Below are 17,458 nucleotides of genomic sequence, written 5' to 3' on the forward strand. Positions count from 1 at the left end.
CCACCCCCCGACAACACCGCAAAGCCCGCTGATGGAGAGAAGATCTCCAGGTCAGCGGGCATTCGTCCTTTCTGGTGGACTGCCTGGCGCGCCTCCGTTCGAGACGCTGCACCGCAAAGCCGTTCTCGCCCGATGCCGCACGGTCGGCGTCCCCGCCCTCTACTTGGCCGACCACCCGGACTCCTCCCCCACCGAGGTCGGCGACGCTCTCGTGGCCGACGCCAGCAGCAAGAAGGTCCAGGACCCGATGGCCGGTTCCCCGAACAAGCTGCTCGACAGCTTGTTCTGAGTCAGGATCTACGCACGACATGTATCGCCGACCCGAAGCGCGCGGACGCCATCCGCGCGCTTCGGGGCACCCCCCACTCCCGATACAGGAGTTGCAATGCGACTTCGCATATTCCGAAAACCGACCAGAGCCCTCATCGCCCTGCTGGCAGTGGTTCTCACGGGGGCGCTCATAGCCACCGCGAACGCCACCGCCTCTCCCCCGGACCGGCCGTCCAACACGGCCGCGGACGAGGACATCAGGCAGTACGAGATCCATGGGCCCTCCAGCGTCGCCGACCGAACGGAACTCGCCGCCACCGGTGTCTCGCTGGACGAAGTCCACGATCACTCCGTGGTCGTCAGCGCCGACTCGGCCCAGGCAGGCAAGCTGCGCAAGCTCGGGCACAAGCTGAAGAAGCTGAGCGGGCCCCCTGCCCGTACAGGCGGACAGGCCCGCAAGCCCGGCGACTTCCCGCCCGACGACTCCGGCTATCACAACTACGCCGAAGCGATGAAGGCGATCGACAAGCGCATCGATCAGAACCCCAAGATCATGAGCAAGAAGGTCATCGGCAAGTCCCACGAGGACCGGGACATCATCGCCGTCAAGATCAGTGACAACGTCAAGAAGGACGAGGACGAGCCCGAAGTCCTCTTCACCCACCACCAGCACGCCCGCGAGCACCTCACCGTCGAGATGGCGCTCTACCTGATGGGTGAGTTCGGCGAGGACTACGACTCGGACGACCGGATAAAGAAGGCCGTGGACGGCCGCGAGATCTGGATCGTCCCCGACCTCAATCCGGACGGCGGCGAGTACGACATCAAGTCCGGTTCCTATGAGAGCTGGCGCAAGAACCGGCAGCCCAACTCCGGCTCCGATCAAGTGGGCACAGACCTGAATCGCAACTGGGACTTCAAGTTCGGCTGCTGCGGCGGCTCTTCAGACGATCCCGGCGATGAGACCTATCGAGGCAAGTCCGGCGAGTCCGCACCGGAGGTGAAGGTCGTCGCCGACTTCGCACGCTCCCGGGTGGTCGGAGGCAAGCAGCAGCTCAAGGCGGCCATCGACTTCCACACCTACAGCGAACTGGTGCTCTGGCCGTACGGATACACCACCGACGACACCGCCGAGGGGCTCACCCAGGACGACCACGACGCGTTCGAGGCCGTTGGCAAGAAGATGGGCAAGAGCAACAAGTACACCGCCGAGCAGTCCAGCGACCTCTACGTCACGGACGGATCGATCGACGACTGGCTGTGGGGTGACCAGAAGGTCTTCGCCTACACCTTCGAGATGTATCCGACGGACGTCGGCGGCGGCGGCTTCTACCCGCCCGACGAGGTCATCGAGCGCGAGACGAGCCGCAACCGGGACGCGGTGCTGCAGTTGATCGAGAACGCCGACTGCATGTACCGGTCCATCGGCAAGGAAGACAAGTACTGCAAGGACAAGTGAGCCGCTAGAGGCGCGGACGAGGGGTCGGACAGGTGCTTCACGTGCCCGAACCCCTCGTCCGTTCACCGGGTTGATCACTGAGCCTCGAAACTGCTGATCACCGGGGCCCCGGGCCCACTTCCCACCAGGAAGAGCCCACAACCAGCCCTATCCGTGCGGTCTCTGAGCGTCAGCGGTGCCGGCGTCCCCCTCATGCCGCATTTCGCGTGGGCTTATACCGAAGCGCTTCCGGAACGCGGTGCTGAGCGCGCTCGGGGAGGAGAAGCCCGACGCGTACGCCAGGTCCGTGATGGTCACGTGCTGATAGGCGGGGTTCTGCAGACGTTCCCGTATCAGCCTCAGGCGCTCCTCGCGGATCAGTTCGCGGGGTGTCGTCCCGGCACACTGCAGTGCCAGCTGGATCTGCCGCAGCGACCACCCCAACGCGCGTGCCATCGCCTCGCCGTTCAGCCCCGGGTCGCCCGCGTGCTCGCGCACATGGCGGCGCACCACCGCCTCCACCTCGGCCAGGTGTTCCGGCGCATCCGGGCGGTCATCGCCCGCGACGAGCATGCACAACAGCTCGACGATCCGGTCGGACACCGCATCGAACTGGCTGGTGGTGAGAGTGTCCCGTGCCTCGTGCAGGCTGGTCACCATGTCCCCCACCACGCGGCCCAGGCCTGAACCCAGGTCCAGCCCCGCGGTCACCGGGGATTTCCGGTTCAGCCGGCTGTCCACCTCGTGCGCAGGGATGGTCATGCTGAGTCCCTCGTAACGATCGTAGAGAGTCTGGTACGACCCGTTGACCGGGATCAGGCCCGCGGTCCCGGGCACCATCTCTGCTTCCTCGCCGTCCTGACGGTGCACGGCCCTTCCGGAGAGCATGATCACGAACCGGTAGTCCTCATCCGGGTGTTGACGCACTTGCTGCGGGGTCCGGAGGTATCCGAGCTTGTCCGACCAGCACTTCGCGAGCTGATAGGTGTCGGTCTGCTGGCGGATCGTCCCGGCACGGAAGGAGTCGCCGTGCGGGAATCTCAGATCCATCCGACAGTGAACGGACGAGACGTGGTCGGTCCAGAAGTCGGCGCGCTCACGCGGGCCCACGTCCCTGATCGACGACGAGTTGACCACATAGGTCCCTCTGGTCCTCTCAAACACCCTTTATCGCTCCCTCACTGACGCTGACCTGGCGATGGAAGGGGTGTTTGCCACAGCGCCCGGCTGGCAGGGCCGTGGCAAAAATCACAGCCCGCAGCGTAGTGCTGCGTTTTCGTCGTGTCCGCCGAATCGCACCGGAAGTTGCGCTCCGTAAGGAGCCGTTCGGTGCGCTCGGGCAACGAACCACGTACTGACCGGCTCTCTCCTCAGGGAAACCCGCGGCGCCGGGCCCAGGCAAGGACGCGGCCTGGCGGGGACGCTGCGCACGGGGCAACTCTCTTATGAGCAACCGGGCGGCTGCTGAGGATCCCTGTGCGGTGTCGTCGTACCGCAGCCAACGATCGCCGCAGCCCGAAGCAGGCTTCATCGTTGTCGGCACATCACGCGGTGACGCTCAGCTGCCCGAACGTGGCCCCTCCGCCAGGGAGACCGGCTTCCTCATCCGGTGTGACGGTCCGGCTGAGGCTGTGGGATCCCTCCGGGCGCAGGCCGGTACGGCAGGTCTGCCCAGGTCACGCTACCTTGGCCATTCTCACAGGCCCGGACTCCCCACGATTCCGAGAAGGCCTTGACCAGCAGCAGACCGCGCCCGTTCTCCTCCACGGACTCGGCAGACCGCAGACGCTGTTCCTTCGACCGGCAACCTTCGTCGGCGACCTCGACACGCAGTCGCATCCCCGTCACGCGCAGCCCGTAGCCGATCTCCACGCTTTCGGTGTGGAGCACGGCATTGGTGAAGAGTTCGGAGATCACTAACTCCGCGTCCCCGCAGACGTCTTCATGAGCACCCCACTCGCGCAACTGCGCCACGACACACCGCCGTGCCTCGGAGACGAAAGCGTGGAGCGCCGGCAGCTGGAACGCCGCCTCAAAGGTCGCTGCGGCTGCCTCATGGCGCTGTGCCGATCGTGGGGCATCAGGGACAGAAGCCACGGCGTGAGTTCCAGGATCAACCATGCGCATCGTCGTCCTCTTGGATGCACCGCAGCACGGGAGTGAGCAGGACACCAGCGGACCGGGACAGACCAAACGGGTGGCGCGTTCCATCAGCCCCGAGTGCTGTCCCGGACCCGGAGGCGCAGATACCGGGACCCGTCTCATCGCGGGCGGGAGCGCCGGGGACGCGATCGTCCTTGCCGGACAGCGTCACAGCGTGGGCTCTGCCGGGCAGATGGATGCCGTGCTGGAGCGGGAACCGGTCGACTGCGCGTAGGTGAAGAGTGCCGGCCATGACGGTGTCCTTGAGGGTCGATGAGGAGCAACCACCCGGTGACACAAGGGCCTCGTGATGCGGAGGCCTGCCGTGTGGCCCTTGCTCCTCGGATGAGTCTGGTTCAGTTGCCCGCACTGCCGCCTGCAGCGCAGCAGATACCGGGAAGGTAAAGCGGAATCGGACACTCACACTTCCGCGTACACGCAGAGAAAGTTTCCCCAGTACGCAGGGACCGCCGGACCGGTGCTCCCCCCGCCGTGCCTGTCGACTGCCGCATCCACGCGCCGCGTCGTAGCGATGCGTCCGCGCCGGGCCCACCTGCGCCTCGAGGCGTAGCGGGGGTCCACCTGCGGGTGCAGTTCATCGGTGAAGAGTCCAGCCCGTGGACTCACGCGCTCGTCGGGCTGCGAAATCTAGCTTGGGAGTCATCCAGCTCCCACCCTCGACGAGGACGTTTCGATGATCGAAGCTCATGCGCTGACCAAGCGCTACGGAGACAAGACCGCCGTCGCTGATCTCAGCTTCACCGTACGGCCCGGCGCCGTCACCGGCTTCCTCGGGCCGAACGGTGCCGGGAAGTCCACCACGATGCGGATGATCCTGGGCCTGGACGCCCCGACCGCAGGTCACGTCACCGTCAACGGAAAGCACTACGCCGCGCACCGCGCACCGCTGCACGAGGTCGGGGCGATGCTGGAGGCACGTTCGGTCCACACCGGCCGATCCGCGTTCCATCATCTGCTCTGCCTGGCGGCCACCACGGGCATACCCCGTAGCCGTGTGGAGGAAGTGATCGACATCGTCGGTCTGCGGGAGGTGGCCGGCAGACGGGCAGGCGGCTTCTCGCTGGGCATGGGCCAGCGCCTCGGCATCGCGAGCGCCCTGCTCGGCGATCCGGACACCCTGGTCCTGGACGAGCCGGTGAACGGCCTTGACCCCGAGGGAATCCTGTGGATCCGCAACCTCCTCAAGAGGCTGGCAGCGGAGGGCCGCACGGTGCTGGTCTCCTCGCATCTAATGAGTGAGATGGCGCTGACTGCCGAGCACCTCATCGTGGTGGGGAGGGGGCGGCTGATCGCGGACACCTCGGTCGAGGAGTTCACGCGGCAGGCGGCGCGCAATTCGGTGCACGTGCGCACCGGGGAGGCGGATCGGCTGCGTACGTTGCTGGCAGGTCCCGAGGTGGTCGTCGCCTCGCACGAGCGCGGAGCGCTGGAGGTGACCGGCCTGAGTGGCGAGCGGATCGGCCGGATCGCCGCCGACAGCGGGATCGCGCTCGCCGAACTGACGCCACGGCAGGCGTCGTTGGAGGAGGCGTTCATGGAACTCACCCGCGACGCCGTCGAGTACACGACTGCCCAGCCCCTTCCGGTCGGCGCGGCAAACCGGAACGGAACCGAAGGACGTGCGGCATGAGCACCGATGTCTTCCCCCGCCCCCGGGCCGCGCACGGCCACGTCACCCAGGCACGGGTTCTGATCTCGGAATGGGTCAAACTCCGCTCCGTGCGCTCGACGTTCTTCACACTGATCGCCGCGACGATCGCGATGATCGGTCTGGGACCTCTCCTGGCGTCCGTCACCGCCGACCGCTGGCCGGACCTGAGCGCGGCCGAGCGGGCAGCGTACGAACCGGCCGCACTGAGCATGGTCGGCTACTACCTGGCCCAACTCGCAGTCGGCGTACTGGGTGTTCTCGTGATCACGGGCGAGTACTCGACCGGCATGATCCGTGCGACGCTCTCCGCGGTGCCGCGCCGGCTTCCGGTCCTGTGGGCCAAGGCCGCCGTGTACGGAGCGGTGGTCTGGGCCCTGATGACCGCCGCGTCCCTGGTGGCCTTCCTGATCAGCCAGGACCTGCTGAAATCCACGGGCATCGGGGCCTCGCTGAGCGACCCGGGTGTCACCCGCGTCGTCCTCGGCAACGGTCTGTATCTGACTGTGCTGGGGCTGCTGGGCGTCGGCATCGGCGCGCTGATCCGCAATACGGCGGGCGGCACCACGACCGTCTTCGGGATGCTGCTGGTCGTGCCGGAACTCGTCAAGACTCTCCCGGGCTCGTGGGCCGAGACCATCGGAAGGTACCTGCCGAACAACGCCGGGCGCGCCGTCACAGTCGTTGATCCGGGGCCCGGTTCGCTGGCCCCGTGGACCGGCTTCGCGGTCCTGTGCCTGTACGCGGCCGTGGCCCTCGGCGCGTCCGCAGTGGCGCTGAAGCAGCGGGACGCGTGATGACGGTCGCAGCACGGCCCGCGCGGTCGCCGGGCAGCCTGACCGGGCGTCTCCGGCTGCTGCGGGCGCGTGCCCGGCTGTCGCCGACGGCGGTGGACGCGCTGCTGGCTGCCGCGCTCCTCGTCCCATCCACCGTCGTCATCCGCGACGACCTCAGCGACCACCCGTGGTTCCTGGCCCTCCAGGCGGGGCTGCTGGTGCCCCTGGTGTGGCGGCGACGGGCGCCGCTGACCGTGTTCGGTGCGGTGGCCGCCACGGCGTTCGTCCAGTGGCTCGCCGACGTTCAACTCTCGGCCGATGTCGCGCTGTTGATCGCCCTCTACACGGTGGCCGCGTACGGCGACCGGGGCCGCACACTGCTGGCCGGTGCCGTTCTCGAAGTGGGCATCGTCCTGAACTCCCTGAGCTGGGCGCCCGAGGGCAGAGTCGTCGGCAGCATCATCAGCCTGACCGCCATGGCCGTCGCCGCCGCCGTCATCGGGACGAACGTGCGGACCAGGCGTGCCTACCTCGCGACCGTGGAGGACCGGGCGGTGCGTCTGGAGCGGGAACGCGACCAGCGGGCGCAACTCGCGGTCGCGGACGAACGGGCCCGTATCGCCCGCGAGATGCACGACATCGTCAGCCACAACCTGTCCGTGATGGTCGCACTCGCCGACGGCGCGGTCTTCGCCCAGTTCCGCTCCCCCGATACAACGACCGCCGCCATGCGGCAGATCTCCGGAACGGGACGGCAAGCCCTCACCGATATGCGGCGGTCCCTCGGAGTACTGCGGGCGGACGAACCGGACGCCCTGCGCCATCCGATGCCCGGGATCGCGCAGTTGGAGTCTCTCGCCGATCAGGTGCGGGCCGCCGGGCTGCCGACCCGTCTCGCTCTGTACGGTGATCCCTCGCCCGTACCCGCAGCCGCGCAACTGACCGTCTACCGCCTGGTGCAGGAGGCGTTGACCAACACCCTCAAGCACGCCCCCGCAGGCACTCGCGCCGAAGTCCGGGTTCGGTGCTCCGCCGAGGCAGTCGCCGTCGAGGTCACCGACGACGGCGCGGGCACCGACCGCACCGCACGGGCCGGCGGCTCACCGTCCGGGCACGGGATCCCGGGCATGCGGGAGCGCGCGGCCGCGTACGGGGCGACGTTGGAGGCGGGCCCTGTGCCGCATGGCGGTGGCTGGCGGGTCTCGGCCAGCCTCGGCCTCGGCACGGCGGGAGAGGGTGCCGCGTGACGATCCGCATCCTGCTCGCCGATGACGAACCGTTGCTGCGCATGGCCTTCACCATGGTGCTGGAGGCACAGCCGGACATGGAACCGGTCGGCGAGGCCGGTGACGGCGCCGAAGCCGTACGCCTGGCACGGCAGTTGAACCCCGATGTCGTGCTGATGGACGTACGCATGCCCGGCACCGACGGGATCGAGGCGACAGCCCGTATCGTCCAGGACTGCCGGCAGACCCGGGTGCTCATCCTCACCACCTTCGACCTCGACGAACACGCCTTCGCGGGCCTCAAGTCCGGGGCATCGGGCTTCCTTTTGAAGAACGCACTGCCCGAGGAGCTGCTCGCGGCGATCCGCAGCGTCGCCGCGGGGGACGCGGTGGTCTCCCCGCGGATCACCCGCCGTCTGCTGGAGAACTTCGCCCACCAACTGCCCGCCGGCCGGGGCACGGTGGAGGACGACCGGCTGGAGAGGCTCACGACACGCGAGCGCGAAGTGCTCATCGAGGTGGCGGGCGGTCTGTCGAACTCCGAGATCGCCGCCGCGCTCCACCTCGCCGAGGCCACCGTCAAGACGCATCTCAACCGGATCCTGGCGAAGTTGGAGCTGCGCGACCGGGTGCAGGCCGTGGTCTTCGCCTACGAGACCAGGCTCATCAGCCCGTCGTAGCTCGCAACACGCACCGACTCGGTCCAGATGCTCCCCGAACAGGTCGCCCGCACACGCCTCGTCGGCCACCTCGGCCTGCCCACCCGTGGCCGGACGGGAGCGCCGAGCGGTGTCCGCACCTCCTGCAAGCCCACGACCCATGCTCGCCCGGGCGCTGGGCCTCCACCACCAATCCCCTACCCGGGCGGCCGTCGAGGCCGCTCGCTCTGGAGCCGTCATGCCAGCATCAAGCACGAGTACTCAACCGGCCTCCCTCACCACCGCCTCCGTGAACGAGACGATCAGCGGCATCGGCACGACGCCGATCGAGGCAGCCCTCGTAGTGGGGGCACTAGCGCTGGTGTCGGTCCGCTGGCTGCCGCCGCGATTCCGGCGACGGGTGGCGATCGGCGCCGCAGCGGTGTCGCTGGCGTCGGCGGCGGTGCTCGCCGTGGCCGGTCTTCGCTGGCAGATGATCCCGGTGCTGGTGGCGGTCGCAGTGGTGCTGCCGTTCACGGCCCGGACCATGTTGGGGAAGCCCGGCGCTCGGCGCACCCGCTGGTGGCTGGCCGGACCGGGGTCGGCGGCCTGCGTCCTGGCGATCGTCGCCGGTGTGGGCGCGGCGATCGCATTCCCCGTCCCGGACTTCCCCACGCCGACCGGCAAGCACGCGGTCGGCACCACCGTCATCGAGTGGACCGATTCCGGCCGGCGCGAGAAGCGGACGACCGATCCCGACGATGTGCGGGCGCTGCAGGCCCAGATCTGGTACCCGGCCGAGGCGAGCCCGGACGGGGCGGAACGAGCGCTGAGCATGGGCCGCTCGGAGGCCGAGGCGAACGTCGTCGCCGAGGCCTTCGCGGACTATCTCGGGTTCCCCCGATTCGTCCTCGACGGCGTCGTGGCGGCCCGCACCAACTCGGTGCGCGACGCTCCGGTCGCGTCCGGCAAGGAGCGGTTCCCGGTGGTGCTGTTCACGCCGGGTGGGGGCGTCGGGCGCTGGACGAACACCGCCTGGGCAGAGGAGTTGGCCAGCCACGGCTACGTCGTCGCCGCGCTCGACCATCCCTATGACACGGCCGCGGTGATGTTCGCCGACGGACGGACAGTTCGCAGGCCGAAGTACCCCATCAGCAACGACGGCGAAGCCCGCCGGCTGGTCGAGAAACTGGCGGCGGTGAGGGCCCGCGATCTCAGTTCGGCCCTCACCCACCTCGGCCGCCTCGACAACGGCGAAGTGAAGAGCATCCTCGCCGGTCGGCTGGACACCGAACGCGCCGCGGTCGTCGGCATGTCGGCCGGCGGAGGCGGCGCCTTCCAAGCCGCCCGCACCGATGAGCGCTTCTCCGCGGTGCTCACCCTCGACGGCAATCCGTACGACGCCCATCCAGGGCCCTATGACCAGCCGGCGCTGGCGCTCACCCAGCAGATGGGGCTGGCGGACAATCCCAGGTACATCCCCGACCTGAAGCGGGTGCTCAAGCTCAGCACGACGACCGGCTACCTGCTCACCATCCCCGGCACCGCCCACCCGACCTTCACCGACGCGCCCCTGTGGATGCCGCCGGTGCCGTCGCTGATCGGCACCCACGGACGCACCGAGCCCAACCGCATCATCAACGAGCTGACGCTCGGCTTCCTCGACGCCGAACTCCGCGGGCGGCCGACGGACCTTCCCGGTCTCTTCTCCGAGCACGGCGAGCTGAGCGTCTATGACTCCGATGAATGACGAGGCACCGGGAGCGAGCCGGGCTTGTCGTCGCCGCATCCTCGTTGTCCCGCTCGCTGCCGCCGGGGTTCCCGGCTCTCCAGCTGTCCCGGCTTTCCCAGCGAGAAGCCGCAGGCCCGGGCCGTCCACGCCCCTTGAGGGCTCGCTCCCGATGGATGTGGTGATGGACGAACACCAGTGGGATTCCACCCTGGTCGGGACGTGCCGACGCTGCTACTTTGGCCCAGCCATTCGACCAATCTATCGGGGGCTCTCACACATACGGAGCGCCAATGAGCGACAACAGGCAGGATGCGGCGGCGACCACCGCCGACTCGGCCCCTCACAAGCTGCCGGTCAGGACTCTCGTCGCGGCCAGCATCGGCAATGCCATCGAGTGGTACGACTGGACCATTTATGCGACATTCCTCATCTACTTCGCGACGCAGTTCTTCCCCTCCGACAACCCCGAGCTCGCTCTGGTGAACACGACGGCGACCTACGCCGTTGCCTTCTTCTTCCGCCCGGTCGGCGGGTGGCTGCTGGGACGCCTGGCCGACGTCCGCGGCCGCAAGGCAGCCATGATCCTGACCATCGTGATGATGGCCGGGGGCTCGCTGGCGATCGGACTGCTGCCCACGTACGAGCAGGTCGGCTGGCTGGCTCCGATCCTGCTCCTGCTGGCCCGCATATCCCAGGGCATGTCGCTCGGCGGTGAGGTCTCGAACGCCTCCGCGTACCTCGCCGAGATCGCCCCGCGGGGCCGCCGCGGCCGGTACTCGTCCTTCTTCTACATCTCGACCGGCTCGGCGCTGCTGCTCGCCTCGCTGCTGGGTGCCTTCCTCTCGTCCGTGCTCAGCGACGACCAGCTGCGCGAATACGGATGGCGCATCCCGTTCATCGTGGGCGGCCTTCTCGCCGTCGCCGGCCTGTACTTGCGGCGCACCATCTCGGAGACGGAACAGTTCGAGCAGAACAAGAACAAGGCCGTGCGCACGAAGCGGCCCCTGCTCACCACGATCACGCAGCATCCCAAGGCGGTGGGGCAGCTCGTCGGCATCACGCTGCTGAACACGCTCAACTACTACGTGTTCTTCAGCGCGCTCACTCCGTATGCCGTGGAGTCCCAGAAGGCCGACGACAACGACGTGTTCATCGCGCTCTCGGTCGGAACGGCGCTCTTCATCGCGCTGCAGTATCCGGCCGGAAAGCTGTCCGACCGGTTCGGACGCAGGCCGCAGCTGCTGTTCTGGTCCGCGGCGCTCGCCTGCCTCATGATCCCGCTGTCCAAGCTCATCACCCCCGGGGCCGGTCTGCCGCAACTGCTGGTGGTCTTCTGCACGGGCCTCGGCCTGTACGCGCTGATGTCCTCCATCGCGCCGGCCATCATGAGCGAGCTGTTCCCGACCGAACTGCGCGGCGTGGGAATCGGCGCCTGGTACAACATCACGGTCGCGATATTCGGCGGAACGGCGCCACTGGTGATCACCTCCATGGCCAACGCAGGCCACCCCGACCTGTTCTTCGTCTACGTCACCGTCGGCGCGGTCATCGCGTTCCTGACGATCTTCACGCTGCGCGAGACCGCACACGAGGAGCTCAAGTGACGGCCGTCCTCGACCTCCTCACCGAGCTGGTGCGGCGGCGGACGGTGGCCTCCGGCGAGGGGGTACTGGCAGCGCTGTGCGCCGACTCGTTGCGCGACAACGGCTTCGAGGTGTCAACGCCCGGTTGGGAGGAGGGGCGCGAGCAACTCGTCGCCCGCACGGGCTCGGGCTCCGCCCCGCTCACGGTGACCGGGCACCTCGACACGGTGCCGGCCGACCCCGCGCAGTGGACCGTCGACCCGTGGGCCGCGGAACGGGACGGGGACCGCGTGGTGGGGCGCGGCACCAGCGACATGAAGGCGGGGGTGGCCGCCGCCGTCGTCGCGGCCGTCGACCACGCCGCGCAGCCGCACCAGTGCCACGGCCTGCAGCTGGTTCTGACAGCGGGAGAGGAGACCGGCTGCACCGGGGCCCTCGGTCTCCGGCGGTCGTCGCTCGCGCCCGGGGGTCCGCTGCTCGTGGCCGAGCCGACGGCCAACCGCCTCACCCTCGGTCACAAGGGCGCGCACTGGATGCGTCTGACCGCCACGGGCCGCGCCGCACACGGGTCCGCGCCCCATCTCGGCGACAACGCGGTCGTGCGGCTGGCCCGTGCCGCCGGCGCGCTGCACGACCACGATGCCTGGCCGTCCCATGCGACGTTCGGCCCGGTGACTGCGAACGTGGGGCTGCTGCGCGGCGGCGTCCAGCCCAACGTCGTGCCCGACTTCGCGGAGATGCTGCTCGACGTCCGCACCGTCCCGGGCGTGGAAGGAGACGACGTGCGCTCCGTCGTCGCGGCGCTGGGCGGTGACGGCGTCGAGGTCGAGGACCACGTGGTGCTGCCCGTCGTCGACACGGACGTGGACGATCCGTTCGTGGGTCTCGTGCGCGAGGCTCTGGTCGCCTCCGGCGAGGATGGTGAACCCCAGTCCCCCGCCCGGTACTTCACGGACGCCTCGGTGCTGGCGCGGCTGCTGTCACCGTCCGAGGACGGTCCCCCGGTACCTACCGTCGTACTCGGGCCGGGCGAGCCCGACCAGTGCCACGTTGTCGACGAGTGGTGCTCGGCGTCCAGGACCGAGGCCTCCGTGGAGGTCTACCGCCGGCTGTTCGACCTGTGGTGCCGCGCCGGCTGACCGCACGCCCGGCTACAAGATCCAGGCGCGCGGCGCCGAGGCTACGACCGGCGACGAGGCCCGCGGCGCTTGCCGCCCCGAGGGCCTCCGGTTCCCTGGCGGCGTGGGTTCCTTCCCGTGGACCTGCCCCGTGCTCCGCCCGCGTCGGCGCGCTTGGGCTGCACCGGGGTGGCTGCGCGGCCCCGCGTGCTGTTGACGGTCCGCCCCCGCACGATCCCGATGAAGTCCTCCACCATGTCGGTGGTCATCTCCTCCGGCCACGACAGTGCGACACGTGACTGCGGGGCGTCCGTGAGCGGCCGGTACGTGAGGTCCCGGCGGTGATACAAGCGGGCGAGCGACTGCGGGACGACGAGCAGGCCCACTCCCGCCGCCACCAGTTCGACAGCGTCCGCCGTCGTGGCGGGCCGCTCGTTCGCCGGCCGGCCCGGCAGACCCTCCCACTCGAGGGTGTCGTCAAGGGGATGCAGCACGATGTCGTCGGCCAGATCCTCGATCGTCACCTCATCGACCACCGTCACGTCGTGATCCTTGGGAACCACGACCACGGTCGTCTCGGTGTAGAGGGGGATCGCGCTGAAGTACGTACGGTCGACCGGCAGCCGCACGAAGCCCGCGTCGGCGCCGCCGTCCCGCAGCACGCCCGACGCTTCGGCGGCGCTCACCGGGACCAGGGTCAGTGGAACGTCGGGCAGCCGCTCGTTCCAGATCCGCACCCACTTGGCCGGCGTCACGCCCGGTACATACGCGACCCGGAACGAAGCGGGTGCGTCAGAGCTGGTCACGCCGTCAGAATACCGGCCGTGGTCCGAGGCTCGACACGCACTCGATACCCTGGACATCATGACGTCCCGCCAGAACACCCAGACCATGAAGCCCGCGACCGCGGCGAAGAAACTGGGTGTGTACCTCGAGGCCACACCCCCCGAATTCCAGGAGGGTGTCGTCTCGCGCAGCGAGCTCGACGCGCTGCAATCCGATCCGCCGGAGTGGCTGGTGGAACTTCGGCGCAACGGGCCGCACCCCCGCCCCGTCGTAGCGGCGAAGCTGGGCGTCTCCATCTCCGGTCTCGCGCGTGGCGGGATCACCGAGCCCCTCACCACCGAGCAGATCGACGCGCTGAAGAAGGAACTCCCCGAGTGGCTGTCGCAGGAGCGCGCCACCCAGGCCGAGGTCCGGAAGGAAGGGGCGCGCATCAAGGAGAAGAACAGGGCGAAGCAGCAGGCGGAACGAGGCGGACGCGACCGCTGACCGCTGTGCCCCTTGTCCTGAAGAACGCAACGGGTCGCAGCCGCGAGGAGTTCATGGATCGCCCAGGGCACGTGACCATCGCCGCCTGAGCCATCGCAACCACGACCCGGCGAATGGATCGCACATTTCCGAATGACTTTCCGTCGGATTCGGCACGCCACTCGGCAGGGTCGAATAACGGGACCCTGGCCCGTCCGGGGGAACTGAAAAGAACCCAGCCGGTCGCGGGGTGCGTCCGATCGACCGTATGGGAATTCGGGGAATCCGGGTCTTTCCGTGCGGGCAAATCGGTGTCGGATTGCGGCGGATTCGCGGCTGCACGAGCGTAATGTCCAGTGCCGTGACCAATGGCCCGGCCACCCCCTGGGACCCCGTTTCCGACAGCAGACCCCCTCGCAACCTCGGGCGCCGCACCGTCGCTGTGGGGACCGCCGCATCCGCGGTTCTGCTGCCGCTCAGCAGCGGCCTGCTCAGCGCACAATCAGCCGAAGGCCCCGCCTTCCTGCACGGTGTCGCCTCCGGTGACCCCCTTCCCGAAGGCGTCCTCCTGTGGACCCGAGTGACTCCCTCCCGGGAGGCGGTACCCGGTTCCGGCAAGGGAGCCCCGGTCGAGGTGACCTGGGAAGTCGCGGACGACGAGGACTTCACCACCGTCGTCGCACGGGGCAGGGCAAGGGCCCATGCCGCCGCCGACCACACCGTCAAGGCCGACGTACGCGGGCTGCGCCCCGACACCACCTACTGGTTCCGCTTCAGCGCCGGCCCGGTGCGCTCCCCCGCCGGCCGCACGCGTACGGCCAGCGCCAAGAACGCCGAGGTCGGCAACCTCCGTTTCGGCGTGGTCTCGTGCTCGCACTACGAGGCCGGATACTTCGCCGCCTACCGGCATCTGGCCGCCCGTACCGACTTGCACGCGGTCCTTCATCTAGGCGACTACATCTACGAGTGCGCCTCGGGCGAGTACCCGGTGGAGGGGAAGATCGTCCGCAAGGTCCAGCCCGAGCACGAGACCGTCACGCTCGCCGACTACCGCGTCCGGCACGCCCACTACAAGCTCGACCCCGATCTTCAGGCCATACACGCCGCGCACCCCGTGGTCGCCATGTGGGACGACCACGAGTTCGCCAACAACGCCTGGTCCGGAGGCGCCGAGAGCCACACGTCAACGGACGAAGGAGGCTGGGCGGAACGCGTACGGGCCGCGAAGCAGGCGTACTTCGAGTGGATGCCGGTGCGCCCCTCCACCGAAGGCACCACGTACCGCCGCTTCCGGTTCGGCCGGCTCGCCGACCTGCACCTGCTCGACCTGCGTTCCTTCCGCGACCATCAGCCGCCTCGCACCTTTGGCCGCCGGGTCCGCGAGGACCCTGACCGCACCATCACGGGTCGCGCGCAACTGGACTGGCTGAAGGCGGGATTGTCCACGTCCTCGGCCCGGTGGCGGATGGTCGGCACCTCGGTCATGATCGCGCCGTTCGTCTTCGACGCGGTGCCCACCGATACGCGCAGGTCCCTGGCAAGGCTGCTGGGCCCGGCATTCACTCTCGACCAGTGGGACGGCTACACGGACGACCGCCGGGAGTTGCTGACCCACCTTCGCGACAACCGGATCGCCAACACGGTGTTCCTCGCCGGCGACATCCATATGGCCTTCGCCAACAACGTGCCGGTGCCGGCGGCCTTGTCCGCGGGGGCGGCGCCGGTGGCGACAGAATTCGTCGTCGCGTCCGTCACTTCCCCGAACCTCGACGACGTCTCGCAAGTCCCCTCCGTCGAGGTGTCCTCCGAGGCGACGACCGCGATCCGACGGACCAACCCGCATGTGCGGTGGCTCGACACGGACTCCCACGGGTACGGAGTTCTCGACGTCGACGCACAGCGCGTCCAGATGGACTACTTCGTCCTCTCCGACAAGACGGACCGCGACGCCACCGCCGAGGTCCGCCGCTCATACCGCACGCTGTCCGGCACGCAGCGGCTGGAACAGGCGGACACACCCGTGCCCACATAGAGACCGGCCGGCCGGGATCACGTTGGCCCTGCGTGCACAGTTGATACACCGGCGAATTCGTCCGGGACAGGCAGACCGATGGCTCGATACTGGGCGCATGGTCGTTCTCGGGGTGGATGCGTGCAAGAAGGGGTGGGTCGCCGTCGAACTCACCGACGGCGCCTTTGCCGGTGCGCGGTTCAGCCACGGCCTGCGCACCCTGCTGGATGCCACGCCTCAGGCGGACGTTGTCGCGGTGGACATGCCCCTCGGACTCGTAGAGGAGGGGTGGCGGCAGGCGGACGAGAAGGCGAAGGCCGTCCTGGGGCCCCGCAGGAACTCCGTCTTCCGGGTGCCTCCGCGAAGAGTGTGGCTGGAGGCGGACTACGAGACCGCCGGTCTGCGGTGCCGGGAACTCACGAATACCGGGCTGAGCCGGCAGACCTGGGGACTCGCCGCCAAGCTCGACGAAGCCGGCGAATGCCTGGAGGGCGAAGAGGACCGCATGTTCGAGGTCCATCCCGAGGTGTCCTTCTGGGCACTGAACGGGAAGACACCGCTCCCCCACCGGAAGACAAGCTGGGCCGGCCAGATGCAACGGCGTGCCCTGCTCCGGACCGGCGGTGTCGTCCTTCCCGACGACCTGGGCGAGGCCGGTCAAGCATCACCCGACGACGTCCTGGATGCGGCGGCCGCGGCGTGGAGCGCGCACCGCATCGCCCAGGGACGGGCGATCGCTCTGCCGGACCCGCCTCAACTCGACCATCGCAGGCGTCAGATCGCGATCCGGTACTGACCACAGGAGTTCCGCGATCCTGAGGTCTCAGCGCCGGACGAGCGACGTCTCGGCGGGAGCCACCTGCTACAGCGCGTCGACGGCACTCACTTTCCAGCCGTCCGGCACCCGGACGAGGGTCATCCGCACCCGGTTGAGGTCGAGCCGCGGACCCGAGACCCGGGTGCTGTTGGAGACCTGGTTCATGAACAGCAGGACGACGACCCGGTCCGGCGATGCGGAGACCACTGATGCCGCCGGAGCCTTGCCCGACGGGGGCTTCGCCACCGTCGCTTTGACAACTGCCCGGTATTTCTTCGCCGTTGGCATGACGACCGTCGAGGTCGTCTTCCGGTACTTCTCGCGGAACGAACCCGTGAGACGGGCGCTCGCGGCCGCGAAGTCCCGGTCCAGGCGCCGGTAGTCGTACGAGAGGATCACCGGTGCCGACCTCTGAGCCGCGGCCAAGGCATCGGTTCGCGCCTGCCGGGTCCGTTCCGCGCCGTAGTACTCGGGCACCAGCAATGCGGTGGCGACCAGGCCCACCAGGACGAGGAACGAGAGCACCGCACCGACGACTCGGGACCGCTTCGGCCGCCGCGCCACAGTGGGTGCCACCGGCTCCTCGCCGGCACGCTTCCGCTCCGGCCTCGTCGGCGTCTTCTCCTCGTCGAGCCCGGATCCCCCGGCCTTCCGGGGTCCAGCCGCATCCGCCCCTTGCGCCTTCTCGGCTCGTTTGGCCGCGGCGCGGGCGGCCACCGCCACGGAGCGCGGCCGGGACGCGGTGCCTGTGCTCTCACGTGTCCGAACCGTCGGATTCACCACCATC

General features: G+C 68.9%; 17 protein-coding genes. 13 read left to right on the forward strand and 4 right to left on the reverse strand.

Features of this window, described 5'->3' with window-relative positions; genetic code table 11:
• Window positions 1-31: 31 nt before the first annotated feature.
• The gene (locus G4Z16_RS32885; protein WP_197348881.1) at window positions 32-289 is read left to right on the forward strand and encodes a hypothetical protein; all 258 of its coding nucleotides are present in this window, start codon (window positions 32-34) and stop codon (window positions 287-289) included.
• A 96-nt stretch (window positions 290-385) separates the two neighbouring features.
• Window positions 386-1,729, forward strand: coding sequence for a M14 family metallopeptidase (locus tag G4Z16_RS02075; RefSeq protein WP_197348882.1), 1,344 nt, complete (start codon window positions 386-388; stop codon window positions 1,727-1,729).
• A 147-nt stretch (window positions 1,730-1,876) separates the two neighbouring features.
• Here the strand turns inward: G4Z16_RS02075 and G4Z16_RS02080 are convergent, their stop codons facing one another.
• Together G4Z16_RS02080 and G4Z16_RS02085 are read right to left on the reverse strand one after the other, a co-directional pair.
• On the reverse strand, window positions 1,877-2,872 hold the full coding sequence (locus tag G4Z16_RS02080) for an AraC family transcriptional regulator (protein ID WP_197348883.1): 996 nt from the start codon (window positions 2,870-2,872) through the stop codon (window positions 1,877-1,879).
• Between the two features lie 438 nt (window positions 2,873-3,310).
• Complete coding sequence (locus tag G4Z16_RS02085; protein WP_246530634.1) at window positions 3,311-3,805, reverse strand: ATP-binding protein; 495 nt, start codon at window positions 3,803-3,805, stop codon at window positions 3,311-3,313.
• A gap of 22 nt (window positions 3,806-3,827) precedes the next feature.
• Here G4Z16_RS02085 and G4Z16_RS02090 point away from each other — a divergent pair, with 22 nt between their 5' ends.
• The 8 genes from G4Z16_RS02090 (at window position 3,828) to G4Z16_RS02125 (ending at window position 12,613) form a co-directional block, all read left to right on the forward strand.
• A complete protein-coding gene (locus G4Z16_RS02090) occupies window positions 3,828-4,085 on the forward strand; it encodes a hypothetical protein (RefSeq protein WP_197348885.1) in 258 nt (85 codons plus the stop codon).
• A gap of 459 nt (window positions 4,086-4,544) precedes the next feature.
• Complete coding sequence (locus tag G4Z16_RS02095; RefSeq protein ID WP_197348886.1) at window positions 4,545-5,501, forward strand: ABC transporter ATP-binding protein; 957 nt, start codon at window positions 4,545-4,547, stop codon at window positions 5,499-5,501.
• A complete protein-coding gene (locus G4Z16_RS02100; RefSeq protein WP_197348887.1) occupies window positions 5,498-6,316 on the forward strand; it encodes an ABC transporter permease subunit in 819 nt (272 codons plus the stop codon). The genes G4Z16_RS02095 and G4Z16_RS02100 overlap by 4 nt, the downstream gene beginning before the upstream one ends.
• Window positions 6,316-7,542: a sensor histidine kinase gene (locus G4Z16_RS02105; RefSeq protein ID WP_197348888.1), complete on the forward strand. Its 1,227-nt coding sequence runs from the start codon at window positions 6,316-6,318 to the stop codon at window positions 7,540-7,542. The genes G4Z16_RS02100 and G4Z16_RS02105 overlap by 1 nt, the downstream gene beginning before the upstream one ends.
• Window positions 7,539-8,201: a response regulator gene (locus tag G4Z16_RS02110; RefSeq protein WP_197348889.1), complete on the forward strand. Its 663-nt coding sequence runs from the start codon at window positions 7,539-7,541 to the stop codon at window positions 8,199-8,201. The genes G4Z16_RS02105 and G4Z16_RS02110 overlap by 4 nt, the downstream gene beginning before the upstream one ends.
• A 217-nt stretch (window positions 8,202-8,418) precedes the next feature.
• The gene (locus G4Z16_RS02115; RefSeq protein ID WP_197348890.1) at window positions 8,419-9,909 is read left to right on the forward strand and encodes an alpha/beta hydrolase family protein; all 1,491 of its coding nucleotides are present in this window, start codon (window positions 8,419-8,421) and stop codon (window positions 9,907-9,909) included.
• 272 nt (window positions 9,910-10,181) lie between these two features.
• Window positions 10,182-11,495, forward strand: a complete 1,314-nt coding sequence (locus G4Z16_RS02120; RefSeq protein ID WP_197348891.1) for an MFS transporter — start codon at window positions 10,182-10,184, stop codon at window positions 11,493-11,495.
• A complete protein-coding gene (locus tag G4Z16_RS02125) occupies window positions 11,492-12,613 on the forward strand; it encodes a M20 family metallopeptidase (RefSeq protein ID WP_197348892.1) in 1,122 nt (373 codons plus the stop codon). Before G4Z16_RS02120 ends, G4Z16_RS02125 begins: the two co-directional genes overlap by 4 nt.
• A gap of 41 nt (window positions 12,614-12,654) precedes the next feature.
• On the opposite strand, the gene G4Z16_RS02130 is transcribed toward G4Z16_RS02125, so the two are convergent.
• The gene (locus G4Z16_RS02130) at window positions 12,655-13,398 is read right to left on the reverse strand and encodes a LysR family transcriptional regulator substrate-binding protein (protein ID WP_197348893.1); all 744 of its coding nucleotides are present in this window, start codon (window positions 13,396-13,398) and stop codon (window positions 12,655-12,657) included.
• Window positions 13,399-13,456: 58 nt separating this feature from the next.
• Here G4Z16_RS02130 and G4Z16_RS02135 point away from each other — a divergent pair, with 58 nt between their 5' ends.
• From G4Z16_RS02135 to G4Z16_RS02145, 3 genes are all read left to right on the forward strand, one after another.
• Window positions 13,457-13,864 carry a DUF5997 family protein gene (locus tag G4Z16_RS02135; protein WP_197348894.1) on the forward strand — a complete coding sequence of 136 codons (408 nt, stop codon included), beginning with the start codon at window positions 13,457-13,459 and terminating at the stop codon, window positions 13,862-13,864.
• A 340-nt stretch (window positions 13,865-14,204) separates the two neighbouring features.
• Complete coding sequence (locus G4Z16_RS02140; RefSeq protein WP_425508040.1) at window positions 14,205-15,875, forward strand: alkaline phosphatase D family protein; 1,671 nt, start codon at window positions 14,205-14,207, stop codon at window positions 15,873-15,875.
• A gap of 97 nt (window positions 15,876-15,972) precedes the next feature.
• Window positions 15,973-16,650, forward strand: a complete 678-nt coding sequence (locus G4Z16_RS02145; protein WP_197348896.1) for a DUF429 domain-containing protein — start codon at window positions 15,973-15,975, stop codon at window positions 16,648-16,650.
• 66 nt (window positions 16,651-16,716) lie between these two features.
• Here the strand turns inward: G4Z16_RS02145 and G4Z16_RS02150 are convergent, their stop codons facing one another.
• The gene (locus G4Z16_RS02150; protein ID WP_343070618.1) at window positions 16,717-17,247 is read right to left on the reverse strand and encodes a hypothetical protein; all 531 of its coding nucleotides are present in this window, start codon (window positions 17,245-17,247) and stop codon (window positions 16,717-16,719) included.
• Window positions 17,248-17,458: the final 211 nt, after the last annotated feature.

The organism is Streptomyces bathyalis, assembly GCF_015910445.1.
GTDB classification, from domain to species: Bacteria; Actinomycetota; Actinomycetes; order Streptomycetales; family Streptomycetaceae; genus Streptomyces; species Streptomyces bathyalis.

Excerpts from the sequence above, each read along its gene's own strand:
- G4Z16_RS02075 (WP_197348882.1), top strand. The coding sequence starts at position 386 with ATGCGACTTCGCATATTCCGAAAACCGACCAGAGCCCTCATCGCCCTG.
- G4Z16_RS32885 (WP_197348881.1), top strand. The coding sequence starts at position 32 with ATGGAGAGAAGATCTCCAGGTCAGCGGGCATTCGTCCTTTCTGGTGGA.
- G4Z16_RS02105 (WP_197348888.1), top strand. The coding sequence starts at position 6,316 with ATGACGGTCGCAGCACGGCCCGCGCGGTCGCCGGGCAGCCTGACCGGG.
- G4Z16_RS02115 (WP_197348890.1), top strand. The coding sequence starts at position 8,419 with ATGCCAGCATCAAGCACGAGTACTCAACCGGCCTCCCTCACCACCGCC.
- G4Z16_RS02120 (WP_197348891.1), top strand. The coding sequence starts at position 10,182 with ATGAGCGACAACAGGCAGGATGCGGCGGCGACCACCGCCGACTCGGCC.
- G4Z16_RS02135 (WP_197348894.1), top strand. The coding sequence starts at position 13,457 with ATGACGTCCCGCCAGAACACCCAGACCATGAAGCCCGCGACCGCGGCG.
- G4Z16_RS02100 (WP_197348887.1), top strand. The coding sequence starts at position 5,498 with ATGAGCACCGATGTCTTCCCCCGCCCCCGGGCCGCGCACGGCCACGTC.
- G4Z16_RS02090 (WP_197348885.1), top strand. The coding sequence starts at position 3,828 with ATGCGCATCGTCGTCCTCTTGGATGCACCGCAGCACGGGAGTGAGCAG.
- G4Z16_RS02095 (WP_197348886.1), top strand. The coding sequence starts at position 4,545 with ATGATCGAAGCTCATGCGCTGACCAAGCGCTACGGAGACAAGACCGCC.
- G4Z16_RS02145 (WP_197348896.1), top strand. The coding sequence starts at position 15,973 with ATGGTCGTTCTCGGGGTGGATGCGTGCAAGAAGGGGTGGGTCGCCGTC.